The organism is Pseudomonas sp. KCJK9058, assembly GCF_046230975.1.
Taxonomy (GTDB): domain Bacteria; phylum Pseudomonadota; class Gammaproteobacteria; order Pseudomonadales; family Pseudomonadaceae; genus Aquipseudomonas; species Aquipseudomonas alloputida.
The window spans coordinates 72,049-85,509 of sequence record NZ_JBJJLR010000020.1 but is presented as its reverse complement, the minus strand read 5'-3'; the positions used below and the strand labels follow the sequence as shown (position 1 = coordinate 85,509).

The window sequence follows — 13,461 nt, the reverse complement described above, 5'->3', positions numbered from 1 at the left end:
GAGCCGGATTTCATCCCCGAGCACCGAGTACCGATGACCGATGCCAGTGGGCAGGTTATCAAGAAACCAAAGAAGCCCAAGAAGCCGAAAGAAAACAGCGCCAAGCGCGGGCTGGGGCGCTGGATGGACAGCAGTGAAGCTGGCAGTGCGGAACCGGCGGTGAAGGCTGTACGCAAGGTGCCGAGCTTCAATGGTGGGCCGCGCAAGCGCAAGCCTTGAGGCTTTGGGGCCGCTTTGCGGCCCATTCGCGACGCAAGGCCGCTCCCACAAGGATCGCGCCAGCTTTCAGAAATTGAGCAAGATAGTTGCTCCCACATGGGCTGCGCAATCTGGATTGACGCAGTACTTGTGGAAGCCGCCCCGGCAAGCTGTCAGGAAGCCCGAACCCAATCCGCCGCTGCCCGCCCGGCGCGCAAGCCGCTGGCAAAGCACGCCGTGAGCAGATAACCCCCGGTCGGCGCCTCCCAGTCCAGCATCTCGCCGGCACAGAACACCCCCGGCACGGCCTTGACCATCAACCCCTCATCCAGCCCCTCGAAGCGGACCCCGCCGGCACTGCTGATCGCTTCATCCAGCGGCCGCGTGCGGACCAGGGTGATAGGCAATGCCTTGATGGCGCGGGCCAAAGCATCAACGTCGGCAAAGGTCGCCTGATCGGTCAGTTCGCGCAGCAGTGCGGCCTTGACCCCATCAATCCCCAGCTGGCTGTGCAGGTGCTTGGCCATGGAGCGTGAACCGCGTGGTTTGGCCAATGCCTGGGCAATCTTGTCCACAGGCTTGTCCGGCAGCAGGTCGAGCAACAACACCCCGCGGCCTTCACGGTGAATGGCCTCGCGTACCGGTGCCGACCAGGCGTACACCAGGCTGCCTTCCACACCTTGAGCGGTGAGGATGAACTCGCCCTTGCGCGGTGCGCTGCCCGGGACGCTGAGGGCGATGTTCTTCAGCGGTGCGCCCGCGAACTTGTCCTTGAGCAGCGCGCTCCAGCCCTCTACTTCAAAACCGCAGTTGCTCGGCTGCAAAGGCGAGATATCCACAGCCCGCTCTGCCAGCAGCGGTTGCCAGCTGCCGTCAGAACCCAGGCGCGCCCAGCTGGCGCCACCCAGCGCCAGCACCACGACCGAGGCTTTCACCTGACGTTCACCCTGTGGATAAGCAATTCGCAAGCTGCCATCGGTGTTCCAGCCCAACCAGCGATGGCGGGTGTGGATAACTACCCCGTTGTCGCGCAGGCGCTTGAGCCAGGCACGCAGCAACGGTGCGGCTTTCATGTCGGTGGGGAACACCCGGCCCGAGGTGCCGACGAAGGTTTCGATGCCCAAACCATGAATCCACTGGCGCAACGCGTCAGCATCGAAGTCGCGTAGCAGGGCCTCGATTTCGCCTTGGCGTTCGGCATAGCGTGCTACGAACGCCGGGTAGGGCTCGGAATGGGTGATGTTCATGCCGCCGACGCCCGCCAGCAGGAACTTGCGGCCCACTGAAGGCATGGCATCGAACACCTCGACCGCCAGGCCTGCATTGGCCAGTGCTTCGGCAGCCATCAGGCCGGCGGGGCCGCCACCGATGACGACAGCGGGGGGAGGGGATGCGGGGGTCAGATCGGGCATGGTGGGCAGCAGGCTGTGGAAAAGAGGCGCATTCTACCGCAGCGCTGCCCATGGAAGCACTGATCAAAAAACAGCCAGTGTTATGCAGGCCTTGCCAGTAAAGGGCTACAGCGCCTTTCGCGCAGGTTATCCACAAGCGGTTCCACAGTCATTGTGAACAACCTATGACACGTGCCGCGCTGTGGTGAAGGATGCCGTGGCGTCTGGCCAAGGCTGTGCGGTCCTTGCTGTAGCCTCCGCCGATCACGCCCATCACCGGGATATCGCGGCCCAGGCAGTGGCGCAACACGGCTTCGTCACGGGCGGCAACGCCTGCGTCGGTCAGCTGCAGGTAGCCCAGGGCATCGTCCTTGTGCACATCGACACCGGCGTCATACAGCACCAGGTCGGGTTGATAAAGCGGCAACAGGTAGTTGAGGGCGTCGTCCACCACCTTCAGGTAGGCAGTGTCGCCCATGCCTCGGAGCAGGGGGATGTCCCAGTCGCTTTGTGCCTTGCGGGCGGGGAAGTTCTGCTCGCAGTGCAGCGACACGGTGATGGCCTCGGGCGTGTCGTGCAGGATGCGCGCGGTGCCGTCACCCTGGTGCACGTCGCAGTCGAAGATCAGCACCCGGTGTACCCGGCCTGCTTCCAGCAGGTAGCGGCTGATGACCGCCAGGTCGTTGAAAATACAGAAGCCGGCGGGGTGGTCGTAATGGGCGTGGTGGGTGCCACCGGCGAGGTGGCAGGCGATGCCGTGCTGCAGTGCCATCTCGGCAGTCAGCAGTGAGCCGCCGACGGCGCGCACGGTACGCCGGGCCAGGGCCTCGCTCCAGGGCAGGCCGAGGCGGCGCTGGTCCTCGCGCGACAGCTCGCCGTTCATGTAGCGCTCAATGTAGCTGCGGTCGTGGGCCAGGGCGAGGATGTCGTTGGGGCAGATGTCCGGGCGCAGCAGGGCCTGGTCGGTGGTCAGCCCGCTGCCAACCAGGTGGTCGTGCAGCAGGCGGAACTTGTCCATCGGGAAGCGGTGTTCAGCGGGGAACTCCGGGCTGTAATCTTCGTGGTAGATCAACGGCAACGGCATGGATGGGGTCGCAATCAGGGCCAGTGCTGATCTTGCCATGACGGGTGACTGCAATGGGAGTACCTGTTTCTTGCGCCGGTACCGGCCCTTTGTGGGAGCGGCCTTGTGTCGCGATTGGGCTGCGCAGCAGCCCCAGCAATGTGTGCATCTGCGCTGAAATTTTGGGGCTGCTGCGCAGCCCAATCGCGACACAAGGCCGCTCCCACAGAGGCTATTTTCCTGTGCTGGCCAATACGCGTTGCCAGTCAGGTTCGTTCAGTCGCCCGAGGATGCGTGCCTTGCCATTGCCATCCACCGATACGAACAGGGCGCTGGCATAGTTGCTTTGACGTTCGCCGCCAGCAACGTGCTGCTGGCGGGCAAAGTGGTCGATGCAGCCGTTGTGAGTCACCAGCACCAGGTTGTGGCCCGCGCGTTTGTGTGCAAGCGCTTCGTTGGCGAACTGGCTGTCGCAGCTTTCGAGCCAGTCCTCGCTGGCCACCGCCTGACCCAGTATGAAGTGTGCGGTTTGCCGGGTGCGCAGTTTCGGGCTGCTGAGCAGGTCGGCTTTGTTCAGGCCCAGCTGGTGCAGCCCTTGGCCAACGCGGGCAGCGGCCTGGCTGCCGCTCAGGGTGATCCCCGTGGGGTCGTCCAGGCAGGGGCCGGGGGCGCTGTCGCAGCGTTCGGCGTGGCGGATCATCACGATCACCGCACCGTCGGCCCAGTCCTGCAGCAGGCCACTGTCAGTCAGTTGTTGCTCGTTGCCAAGGTCCACGATATGCGTCCTCGTCGCCAGCCAGGTGGTCAACGCCGCCACGACCATGCACAGGCCCAGGGCGGCTCCGACGGCTTTGCGAGTCAGGCGTCGCTTGCGCCGGGCATGAATGGCGGGGTGTCCCAGGGTGTTGCTCGATAGCATGCGTTGCTCCGTTGGCAGTGCCGCGGCTGGCGCGGTGGTGGATGGCGGGATCCTGCCAAGCGGCCTGTCGGGGGCCGGTGAAGGGCGTGTGAAAATTGCATTTGGCGGCTGCCGGCTGGGTGAAACCCGCGCCCGCGCCTACGCTGTAAACTGCAAGGCGGTAAACCGGAGCAGGCCCGATGACCCCCATCCTCGAACTGGAAAGCGCACGGCTGGTGTTGCGCCAATGGCATGACGATGACTTGCGCGAGTTCGCCGCACTGTGCGCCGACCCACAGGTGATGCGCTACTTTCCGGCGCCGCTGACGCGCGTTGAGGCGGCTGCGTTGATCGGCCGCGTGCGTGGGCATTTCAATGAGTACGGTTTTGGTTTGTGGGCCCTGGAGCGCAAGGACAGTGGTGCGTTCATTGGCATGACCGGGTTGCTCAATGTCAACTTCGATGCGCCTTTTGCCCCGGCGGTGGAGATCGGCTGGCGCCTGGCACGTCGCCACTGGGGCCTGGGCTTTGCCAGCGAGGCGGCGTGGACCTGCTTGCGTTGTGCCTTTGCCCAATTGCGCCTGGAGGAGGTCGTGTCGTTCACCAGCGAATGCAACCTGCCGTCGCAAAAGGTGATGCAAGCCATCGGCATGCAGCAGGACCTGCACGGCAGCTTCGAACACCCCCGCCTGCCCATCGGCCACCCGCTGCGCCCGCATGTGCTGTACCGGATCGATCGCGCGCACTGGGAGCGCACCCTGCGCGCCTGAATGCACTGCCATGCCCGGCGCGAATGACAAAAGCTGTATCATTTGCCTACTTGGAAGGCGCTTGCCCGTAACACGTTCAGCGCCTGTGAAATCGAGCGCCGCTCGGGCGGCGCATCGCGAGCTAGGCTCGCTCCTACGGAGAACCGCCGATGAGTCATGTGTTGGACGACCTGGTCGACCTGTTGAGCCTCGAATCCATCGAGGAGAACCTGTTCCGTGGACGTAGCCAGGACCTGGGCTTCCGCCAGCTTTACGGTGGCCAAGTGCTGGGCCAGTCGTTGTCGGCTGCCAGCCAGACAGTCGAGGACGCGCGCCATGTGCATTCGTTGCACGGCTACTTCCTGCGCCCGGGCGATGCCAGCCTTCCAGTGGTGTACTCGGTAGACCGCGTACGCGATGGCGGCAGCTTCAGTACAAGACGGGTGACGGCGATCCAGAAGGGCCAGACCATCTTCACCTGCAGCGCGTCGTTCCAGTACGACGAGGAAGGCTTCGAGCACCAGGCGCAGATGCCTGACGTGGTCGGCCCGGAAAACCTGCCTACCGAAGTCGAACTGGCCCGTGCCATGGCCGACCAGTTGCCCGAGCGCATTCGCGACAAGGTGCTGTGTGCCAAGCCGATCGAGATCCGCCCGGTCACCGAGCGCGACCCGTTCAACCCCAAGCCGGGCGACCCGGTGAAATACGCCTGGTTCCGCGCCGACGGCAACCTGCCGGACGTGCCTGCCCTGCACAAGTACATGCTGGCCTACGCCTCGGACTTCGGCCTGCTGACCACGGCGTTGCTGCCCCATGGCAAATCGGTGTGGCAGCGCGACATGCAGATCGCCAGCTTGGACCATTCGCTGTGGTTTCACGGCAACCTGCGCGCCGACGAGTGGCTCCTGTACGCCACCGATAGCCCCTGGGCCGGTAATTCCCGTGGCTTCTGCCGCGGCAGCATTTTCAACCAGGCCGGGCAACTGGTGGCATCGTCGAGCCAGGAAGGCCTGATTCGCCATCGCAAGGACTGGGCATGAGCCTGGGCGAGGTGCGCAACTGGGTGTTCGACATGGACGGCACCCTGACCGTGGCCGTGCACGACTTCGCCGCCATTCGGGTGGCGCTGGACATCCCGGCCGAACACGACATCCTCACCCACCTGGCGGCCTTGCCGGCAGAGGAAGCGGCGGCCAAGCATGCCTGGTTGCTGGAGCACGAAAGGTACCTGGCAACGGCCTCCACGGCGGCCACCGGGGCGGTGGAGCTGGTGCGCGAGTTGGCCGGGCGCGGGTGCCGGCTGGGTATTCTGACCCGCAATGCGCGTGAGCTGGCGCATGTAACGCTGGAGGCCATCGGCCTGGCGGACTGCTTCCCGGTGGAACACATTCTCGGGCGTGACGAGGCTGCGCCCAAGCCGAGCCCGGATGGGCTGCTGAAGATTGCCAGCGCCTGGGGCGTGACGCCGAGCGAACTGGTGATGGTGGGGGATTACCGCTTTGACCTGGACTGTGGGCGGGCGGCGGGGGCACGCACGGTGCTGGTGAACCTGCCGGACAACCCCTGGCCAGAGCTGGTGGATTGGCATGCGGCGGATTGTCGAGCGTTGAAGGTGATGCTGGGCTGATGCGTGTGTTGGCCATGCGGGCCTCTTCGCGGGCATGCCCGCTCCCACAGGTATTGCGCACGTCTCGGGGCCTGTGGTGCCCCTGTGGGGGCGGGCGTGCCCGCGAAAGGGCCGGATCTGTCTATGCTGAACCCCATTCTTTGCTCTGATACGGAGACCCACCCATGAGCAGCAAGGCCATCTACGTACAACCCGGCGGCGGCTACGACAAGGTCGAGGTCGGCACCTGCGAGGCCCAGGCCCCCCAGGCCGGCGAGATTACCGTGCGCCTGCACGCCAGTTCCCTCAACTACCACGATTTCGCCGTGGTCAGCGGCATGTGGGGCCCAAGCGAGCGACGCATCCCCATGGCCGATGGCGCCGGCGAGGTGCTTGCGGTGGGGGCTGGCGTCACTGAGTTCCAGGTCGGCGACAATGTGGTCAGCACCTTCTTCCCCGACTGGCTCGATGGCCAGGCCAAGGTCGAGGGCTTTGCCCGGGTGCCCGGCGACGGCATCGATGGCTACGCCCGTGAACAGGTGACTGCCCGCGCCACCGCCTTCACCCTGGCACCCCAGGGTTTCAGCCATGCCGAGGCTGCCACCCTGACCACCGCCGGCCTTACCGCCTGGCGCGCGCTGATGAGCGATGATCACCTCAAGCCCGGCGACACGGTGCTGGTGCAGGGTACCGGCGGTGTGTCGATTTTCGCCCTGCAGTTCGCCAAGCTGGCGGGCGCGACCGTGATCGCCACCTCGTCCAGCGATGCCAAGCTGGAGCGCCTGAAGGCCCTGGGTGCCGACCACCTGATCAACTACAAGAGCACCCCGGCCTGGGGTGAGAAGGTGCGCGAGCTGACTGGCAACCGCGGTGTCGATCATGTGATTGAAGTGGGCGGCCCGGCGACGCTGGAGCAGTCGATGATTGCTGCGCGCATTGGCGGGCATGTTTCGCTGATCGGCATCCTTACCGGGGTGGCCGGGCAGTTGCCGCTGGTGCAGGCGCTGGTGCGGCAGATTCGGCTGCAAGGGGTGCTGGTTGGCAGCCGAGCGCAGCAGCAGGCGATGGTGCGGGCGATCGACGCCAACGGCCTGCGGCCGGTGGTGGACAAGCATTTCGAGCTGGAACAGATCGTCGAGGCGTTCCGGTACCAGGAGAGCAACCGGCATTTCGGCAAGATCTGCCTGACCTGGTGAAGTGAGGGCAGGGTAGCTGGCTGTAACGGCCACCCTGCATGCCACTCTGTTCGTAACATCAAGCCCGAGGCCTTGCACTGCCTGACAGTCAGTCCGGCAATAGCCGGTCGCGGCTGTTGGACAGGTGCAGGCACACGGCCGCCCGTGCGGCATCCGGGTCTTGTCGGCGGATGGCATTGAGGATCGCCTCATGCTCCAGGTTGGCCAGGTACGCTTGCCGCGCCAGCTTGGCCCCCGCGCGCTCGGCCAGGGCCATGCGGTTGCGCGGTATCAGGCCGTTACCCAGTTGCAGCAGCATCTCGGTGAAATACAGATTGCCGGTGGCCTCGGCAATCAGCAGGTGAAAGCGCCGGTCGGCTTCGATGCAGCTGTCGCCGGCAGCGGCCAGGTCCTGATAGTCATCCAGCGCCTGGCGCATGCGCGCCAGTTGCCCCTCATCACGACGCAGTGCGGCCAGCGCGGCAGCCTGGCCCTCAAGGCCAATACGCAGCTCCAGCAGATCGCGCACATTCGCCGCGCTCTCCGCCGCCACGTGCAGCCCGGCCTGGGCCTGGCGCTCCATCACGAACGTACCGATCCCGTGGCGCGGCTCCACCAGTCCAGAGGCCTGCAGCTTCGACAAGGCTTCGCGAACCACCGTGCGGCTTACCCCGTGCTCGCGCACCAAGGTGTTTTCCGAAGGCAGTTTGTCGCCTGGTTTGAAGGTGCCCAGCAAAATCTGCTGGGTCAGGCTGGAAACCAGGTCATGGGCACGGCTATGGCCGCGTTTGCGCGCGTGTTCGGGTTCCATGTGTGATCCGCTTCTTGATTTGCTTGTACGACAAGTTAATCGATAGAAATATTTTTTGCCGATTTTTCGCGCATCCAATTCAGCATGTAGTTGAGCTGTTTTTGCACGTTAGGATCAAATTGGCATTATGACAGCTTGTATTTTGCTATTTTGCCGACGTTAATGATCTTGTCGTACAACCTCGCTGCGAATAAGCTCCTCCCCACTGCCATGTCAGACAACCCGACCCGCACAAAAACAATTAGTGGGAGATCCGCAAGTGAACGACACCCTCGCTCCGTCTGCCCGGCATGAAGGCGACGCGTTGGCCAGTGCCGTGGCCAAGGTCAAGCGCCACGTCCTGCCGCTGTTCGTCATCATGTTCATCGTCAACTACCTCGACCGCGTCAACATTGGCTTCGTCCGCCCGCACCTGGAAAGCGACCTGGGCATCAGCGCTGCGGCCTTTGGCTTTGGTGCCGGGCTGTTCTTCATCGGTTACGCGCTGTTCGAAGTCCCTTCGAACATGCTGTTGCAAAAGGTCGGTGCCCGGCTGTGGCTGACCCGTATCATGTTCACCTGGGGGCTGGTGGCCACGGCCATGGCCTTCGTGCAGAACGAAACCCAGTTCTACGTGTTGCGTTTTCTGCTCGGGGTGGCCGAAGCAGGCTTCTTTCCTGGCGTGATCTACTACTTCACCCGCTGGCTGCCGGCGGCAGAGCGCGGCAAGGCCATTGCCATCTTCCTCAGTGGCTCGGCGCTGGCTTCGTTGATTTCCGGGCCGCTGGCCGGGGCGTTGATGCAGATCCAGGGCCTGGGCCTGCATGGTTGGCAGTGGATGCTGTTCATTGAAGGCATGGCCTCGGTGGTGCTGTGCTTCTTCGTGTTCTTCTGGCTCGACTCCAAGCCGCAGGACGCCAAGTGGCTGAGCAAGGCCGAGCAGGACGCGCTGGTCGCCACCATCGACCGCGAGCAGCAAGCGCGTGAGGCCATCGGCACGGTCAGGCCGTCGGCCTGGAGCCTGCTCAAGGACCGCCAGATCGTGCTGTTCTGCCTGATCTACTTCTGTATCCAGCTGACCATCTATGCCGCCACCTTCTGGCTGCCCAGCATCATCAAGCGCATGGGCGACCTCAGTGACATGCAGGTCGGTTTCTTCAACTCGATCCCTTGGCTGATCTCGATCCTGGCCATGTACGCCTTCGCCGCCGGTTCCGCTCGCTGGAAGTTCCAGCAGGCCTGGGTGGCCGGCGCCCTGCTGGTCGCTGCCACGGGCATGTTCATGTCCACCACGGGTGGGCCGGTGTTTGCCTTCGTCGCCGTGTGCTTCGCCGCGATCGGCTTCAAGTCAGCGTCGTCACTGTTCTGGCCAATCCCCCAGGGCTATCTGGACGCCCGCATCGCTGCGGCGGTGATTGCCCTGATCAACTCGGTCGGCAACCTCGGCGGCTTCGTTGCCCCCACCACCTTCGGCTTGCTGGAGCAGCAGACTGGCTCGATCCAGGGCGGGCTGTACGGCCTGGCGGTGACCTCGGTGCTGGCGGCGATTGCCATCTTCTTCGTACGCACTCGCCCCAAGGGCGTCCCTTCCGATGACCTCAAGGCCCCTTCGGCCCTGGGCCAGACCCACTGATGACTGCGAGACAACAACCATGAATATGCAGACCAATCCCGCCGTACATGCCAGCACCCCGGTGGTCACCGACTTGCGCGTGATCCCCGTGGCCGGCCATGACAGCATGCTGCTCAACCTCAGTGGCGCCCATGGCCCGTACTTCACCCGCAACGTGGTGGTGCTGCGCGACAGCGCCGGCAATACCGGCCTGGGCGAAGTGCCCGGCGGCGAGAAGATTCGCCAGACCCTGGAGGACGCCCGCAGCCTGGTGGTCGGCCAGCCGATCGGCCATTACCAACGTGTGCTCAATGCCATGCGCCAGACCTTCGCCAACCGCGACTCGGCGGGCCGCGGCCTGCAGACCTTCGACCTGCGCATCACCGTGCATGCGGTGACGGCCATCGAGTCGGCGTTGCTCGACCTGCTCGGCCAGCACCTGAATGTGCCGATGGCAGCATTGCTGGGCGAGGGCCAGCAACGCGATGCGGTGAAGATGCTCGGCTACCTGTTCTACATCGGCGACCGCCAGCAGACCGACCTGGCCTACCGCAACGAAGCCGACAGCGATGACGACTGGTTCCGCCTGCGCCATGAAAAGGCCTTGACTCCGGAAGCAGTGGTGCGGCTGGCCGAGGCCGCCAAGGCGCGCTATGGCTTCAGCGACTTCAAGCTCAAGGGCGGCGTGCTGCGTGGTGAAGAAGAGATGGAGGCCGTGACAGCGCTGGCCGAACGCTTCCCCGAAGCGCGCATCACGCTCGACCCCAATGGCGCGTGGTCGCTGAAGGAGGCCATCGCCCTGTGCCGCGACAAGCACAATGTGCTGGCCTACGCCGAAGACCCCTGCGGCGCCGAGAACGGTTACTCGGGCCGCGAGGTGATGGCCGAGTTCCGCCGCGCCACCGGGCTGCCCACCGCGACCAACATGATCGCTACTGACTGGCGACAGATGGGCCATGCCATTCAGTTACAGTCGGTGGACATTCCGCTGGCCGACCCTCACTTCTGGACCTTGCAGGGTTCGGTACGGGTGGCGCAGATGTGCAACGACTGGGGGCTGACCTGGGGTTCTCATTCCAATAACCACTTCGATATTTCGCTGGCGATGTTCACCCAGGTGGCGGCTGCGGCGCCGGGTGAAATCACGGCGATCGACACCCACTGGATCTGGCAGGATGGCCAGCGCCTGACCCGTGAGCCGCTGCGCATTGTCGACGGGCATGTGCGAGTGCCGGCGCGGCCGGGTTTGGGCGTGGAACTGGATGAAGACCAGCTGGCCAAGGCCCATGAGTGCTACCGCAACATGGGGCTGGGTGCGCGGGATGACAGCGTGGCGATGCAGTTCCTGATTCCGGGTTGGAGCTTCGATAACAAAAGGCCTTGCCTGGTGCGTTGAGGCTGCGGGCCTCTTCGCGGGCAAGCCCGCTCCTACATCAACCGGTGGTGTCGCCCCGCACCGTCGTAGGAGCGGGTTCACCCGCGAATAGGCCGACCCTGCCGCCCAATACCCCAGTCATTCACCGCCGCACCCGCCACCGCATCCACCAATCGGCACCGTCGCCCCGTACCGTCGTAGGAGCGGGTTCACCCGCGAATAGGCCCGACCTGCCGGCCAATCCCCCCAGTCATTCACCGCCGCACCCGCCACCGCATTCATCAATCGGTGGCATCGCCAGGTTCCGTTGTAGGAGCGGGTTCACCCGCGAATAGGCCCGACCTGCCGGCCAACACCCCCAGTCATTCACCGCCGCACCCGCCACCGCATGCATCAATCGGCGATGTTGCCACGCACCATCGTAGGAGCGGGTTCACCCGCGAATAGGCCGGACCTGCCGCCCAATACCCCCAGTCATTCACCGCCGCACCCGCCACCGCATTCCTCAATCGGTACCATCGCCAGGTTCCGTCGTAGGAGCGGGTTCACCCGCGAAAGGGCCGGCACAGGCAACACACATTCAAATGAAAAACAAAAGCTCCATTTGGGCCTGTGGCGCGATCGGATATGCCATTCGCGACATCTGGCGTTGATGGAAATGCCCTGTCGTGATCGAACAGTTCCGTGGCGTTCTCGTGTAATTCCCCACAGCCATGCGGGGATTAAATGAACCCCGAACCGCACTGACACCTTGCTCTGTGACGCGTGCCAAATATCAACAACAGCGCGCGAACAACGTGTCGACTTATTGATTTCAAAGGAGATATTTTTCGCCTACGCCTGCCCGTCCTTCCTTGTGTCAGCAAAAAGAGAACAACATCAATGAACACCGTGGGATCTGATGGCAACCTTGCACAAGGTTTCAAGCCACGTCACGTAACGATGCTGTCCATCGCCGGCATCATCGGCGCCGGACTTTTCGTCGGCTCTGGCCATGCCATCGCGGCAGCCGGCCCAGCAACCATAATTTCCTATTTCGTGGCCGGGACCTTGGTGGTACTGGTCATGCGCATGCTCGGCGAAATGGCCGTGGCGCACCCCGACACCGGATCGTTTTCCACCTATGCCGACCAGGCCATTGGCCGCTGGGCCGGCTATACCATCGGCTGGTTGTACTGGTGGTTCTGGGTACTGGTGATTCCTATCGAAGCATTGGCCGCCGGGCATGTGCTGAACGCCTGGTTCCCGCAGGTGGACAGCTGGATCTTCGCCCTGGCTTCGGTGTTGCTGCTGGCCGGTACCAACCTGTTCAGCGTGGCCAAGTACGGCGAGTTCGAGTTCTGGTTCGCCATCCTCAAGGTCACCGCCATCCTGGGCTTCATCGGCCTGGGCTTCGCCGCGCTGATGGGCTGGCTGCCCAACCGCGAGGTCAGTGGCCTGAACACGTTGATTGCCGAATACGGCGGTTTTGCACCGAAGGGCTGGTCGGCGGTGGTCGGCGCGTTCATCACTGTAATGTTCAGCTTCATCGGCACCGAGGCAGTGACCATCGCCGCGTCCGAGTCCAGCGATCCGTCGCGCAACATCGCCAAGGCCACCCGCTCGGTGATCTGGCGTATCAGCACCTTCTACATCCTGTCGATCTTCGTGATCATTTCGGTGGTGCCGTGGAACGACCCGCAGCTGGCGGTGGTGGGTTCGTACCAGCGTGCGCTGGAAATCATGAACATCCCCAACGCCGCGTTCATGGTCGACCTGGTGGTGCTGGTAGCCGTTACCAGCTGCATGAACTCGTCCATCTACATCGCTTCGCGGATGATGTTTTCGCTGGCCAAGCGCGGTGACGCCCCGGCCTTCCTCAACAAGACCTCCAAGGTCGGTGTACCGCGTGCTGCGGTGTTCGGCAGCACCCTGATCGGTGCGGCCATCGCAGTCCTCAACTACTTCGCGCCGAAGGGTGTGTTCGAGTTCCTGCTGGCCAGCTCTGGCGCCATCGCCCTGTTGGTGTACATGGTTATCGCCATCTCGCAACTGCGCATGCGCCGCCGACTGGAGCGCGAGAACACCGAACTGAAGTTCCGCATGTGGCTGTTCCCGTACCTGACCTGGGCGGTGATCATTTTCATTGCCGGGGCGCTGGCGGTGATGATGTACACGCCTGAGCATCGGGCGGAAGTGAGCTCGACATTGGGCCTGGCGATCGTGATTTCCTTCCTGGGAATCGTGACGTCGAGGGGCCATGCGCAACCGGTGGGCGCGCGATCGATGGGGTGATTCAGTTCACCTGGCTGTAAGGCAAAGGGCACCCGAGGATGGGTGCCCTTTGTTTTTTTGGGCCAGACGAAGGTTCAGCAGCAAGACATGGGGCGGTTCTTCTGGTGTGCTCCAGCAGACTTTTCAAGTAAGGAAACTGGCATGACCACGTGTAAACTCATCCTGCCCGTGCTGGCCGCCGTGGAGAGTTGTGATGCCGCACTTACCCACCGTTCGGCTGTCGACAGAGGCGCGCGCCCGACCAATATTGCGCCTGGTGACTTTATGCAGTATGTGGTGAGCTTCACCGTTTCGTCACTCTCGTGCAGGGATGCTTTGCACGGATACAAG

11 protein-coding genes and 1 pseudogene are annotated in these 13,461 nt (G+C 63.7%); 8 read left to right on the top strand and 4 right to left on the bottom strand.

Annotation, left to right across the window (positions count from 1 at the left end; all coding sequences use genetic code 11):
- Positions 1 to 219, top strand: a pseudogene (locus ACK59Z_RS13330) (ATP-dependent helicase); the annotation flags it as partial.
- Positions 220 to 371: 152 nt separating this feature from the next.
- On the opposite strand, the gene ACK59Z_RS13325 reads toward ACK59Z_RS13330, so the two are convergent.
- The 3 genes from ACK59Z_RS13325 to ACK59Z_RS13315 form a co-directional block, all read right to left on the bottom strand.
- Positions 372 to 1,610 carry a TIGR03862 family flavoprotein gene (locus ACK59Z_RS13325; protein ID WP_341783282.1) on the bottom strand — a complete coding sequence of 413 codons (1,239 nt, stop codon included), beginning with the start codon at positions 1,608 to 1,610 and terminating at the stop codon, positions 372 to 374.
- 148 nt (positions 1,611 to 1,758) lie between these two features.
- Positions 1,759 to 2,673, bottom strand: coding sequence for a histone deacetylase (locus ACK59Z_RS13320; protein ID WP_108192132.1), 915 nt, complete (start codon positions 2,671 to 2,673; stop codon positions 1,759 to 1,761).
- A gap of 211 nt (positions 2,674 to 2,884) precedes the next feature.
- On the bottom strand, positions 2,885 to 3,571 hold the full coding sequence (locus tag ACK59Z_RS13315; RefSeq protein ID WP_014859385.1) for a histidine phosphatase family protein: 687 nt from the start codon (positions 3,569 to 3,571) through the stop codon (positions 2,885 to 2,887).
- 179 nt (positions 3,572 to 3,750) lie between these two features.
- Between ACK59Z_RS13315 and ACK59Z_RS13310 the strand changes: the two genes are divergently transcribed.
- The 4 genes from ACK59Z_RS13310 (at position 3,751) to ACK59Z_RS13295 (ending at position 7,101) form a co-directional block, all read left to right on the top strand.
- Positions 3,751 to 4,320 (top strand): GNAT family N-acetyltransferase, encoded by a 570-nt coding sequence (locus ACK59Z_RS13310; RefSeq protein ID WP_003249850.1) that lies wholly within the window; start codon positions 3,751 to 3,753, stop codon positions 4,318 to 4,320.
- A 149-nt stretch (positions 4,321 to 4,469) separates the two neighbouring features.
- On the top strand, positions 4,470 to 5,339 hold the full coding sequence (tesB, locus tag ACK59Z_RS13305) for an acyl-CoA thioesterase II (RefSeq protein WP_003249851.1): 870 nt from the start codon (positions 4,470 to 4,472) through the stop codon (positions 5,337 to 5,339).
- Positions 5,336 to 5,926, top strand: a complete 591-nt coding sequence (locus ACK59Z_RS13300; RefSeq protein ID WP_409293181.1) for an HAD family hydrolase — start codon at positions 5,336 to 5,338, stop codon at positions 5,924 to 5,926. The genes tesB and ACK59Z_RS13300 overlap by 4 nt, the downstream gene beginning before the upstream one ends.
- 164 nt (positions 5,927 to 6,090) lie before the next feature.
- Complete coding sequence (locus ACK59Z_RS13295) at positions 6,091 to 7,101, top strand: zinc-dependent alcohol dehydrogenase family protein (protein WP_409293179.1); 1,011 nt, start codon at positions 6,091 to 6,093, stop codon at positions 7,099 to 7,101.
- An 88-nt stretch (positions 7,102 to 7,189) separates the two neighbouring features.
- Here the strand turns inward: ACK59Z_RS13295 and ACK59Z_RS13290 are convergent, their stop codons facing one another.
- Positions 7,190 to 7,891, bottom strand: a complete 702-nt coding sequence (locus tag ACK59Z_RS13290; RefSeq protein ID WP_108192135.1) for a FadR/GntR family transcriptional regulator — start codon at positions 7,889 to 7,891, stop codon at positions 7,190 to 7,192.
- 259 nt (positions 7,892 to 8,150) lie between these two features.
- Between ACK59Z_RS13290 and ACK59Z_RS13285 the strand changes: the two genes are divergently transcribed.
- The 3 genes from ACK59Z_RS13285 (at position 8,151) to ACK59Z_RS13275 (ending at position 13,131) form a co-directional block, all read left to right on the top strand.
- Positions 8,151 to 9,503, top strand: coding sequence for an MFS transporter (locus ACK59Z_RS13285; protein WP_108192136.1), 1,353 nt, complete (start codon positions 8,151 to 8,153; stop codon positions 9,501 to 9,503).
- A 19-nt stretch (positions 9,504 to 9,522) separates the two neighbouring features.
- A complete protein-coding gene (gudD, locus tag ACK59Z_RS13280) occupies positions 9,523 to 10,878 on the top strand; it encodes a glucarate dehydratase (protein ID WP_108192137.1) in 1,356 nt (451 codons plus the stop codon).
- 861 nt (positions 10,879 to 11,739) lie between these two features.
- Positions 11,740 to 13,131, top strand: coding sequence for an amino acid permease (locus ACK59Z_RS13275; RefSeq protein WP_108191935.1), 1,392 nt, complete (start codon positions 11,740 to 11,742; stop codon positions 13,129 to 13,131).
- The last annotated feature ends 330 nt before the right edge of the window (positions 13,132 to 13,461 follow it).

Coding starts and splice junctions, on each gene's coding strand:
- ACK59Z_RS13325 (WP_341783282.1), bottom strand. CDS start 1,610: ATGCCCGATCTGACCCCCGCATCCCCTCCCCCCGCTGTCGTCATCGGT.
- ACK59Z_RS13320 (WP_108192132.1), bottom strand. CDS start 2,673: ATGCCGTTGCCGTTGATCTACCACGAAGATTACAGCCCGGAGTTCCCC.
- ACK59Z_RS13315 (WP_014859385.1), bottom strand. CDS start 3,571: ATGCTATCGAGCAACACCCTGGGACACCCCGCCATTCATGCCCGGCGC.
- ACK59Z_RS13310 (WP_003249850.1), top strand. CDS start 3,751: ATGACCCCCATCCTCGAACTGGAAAGCGCACGGCTGGTGTTGCGCCAA.
- tesB (WP_003249851.1), top strand. CDS start 4,470: ATGAGTCATGTGTTGGACGACCTGGTCGACCTGTTGAGCCTCGAATCC.
- ACK59Z_RS13300 (WP_409293181.1), top strand. CDS start 5,336: ATGAGCCTGGGCGAGGTGCGCAACTGGGTGTTCGACATGGACGGCACC.
- ACK59Z_RS13295 (WP_409293179.1), top strand. CDS start 6,091: ATGAGCAGCAAGGCCATCTACGTACAACCCGGCGGCGGCTACGACAAG.
- ACK59Z_RS13290 (WP_108192135.1), bottom strand. CDS start 7,891: ATGGAACCCGAACACGCGCGCAAACGCGGCCATAGCCGTGCCCATGAC.
- gudD (WP_108192137.1), top strand. CDS start 9,523: ATGAATATGCAGACCAATCCCGCCGTACATGCCAGCACCCCGGTGGTC.
- ACK59Z_RS13275 (WP_108191935.1), top strand. CDS start 11,740: ATGAACACCGTGGGATCTGATGGCAACCTTGCACAAGGTTTCAAGCCA.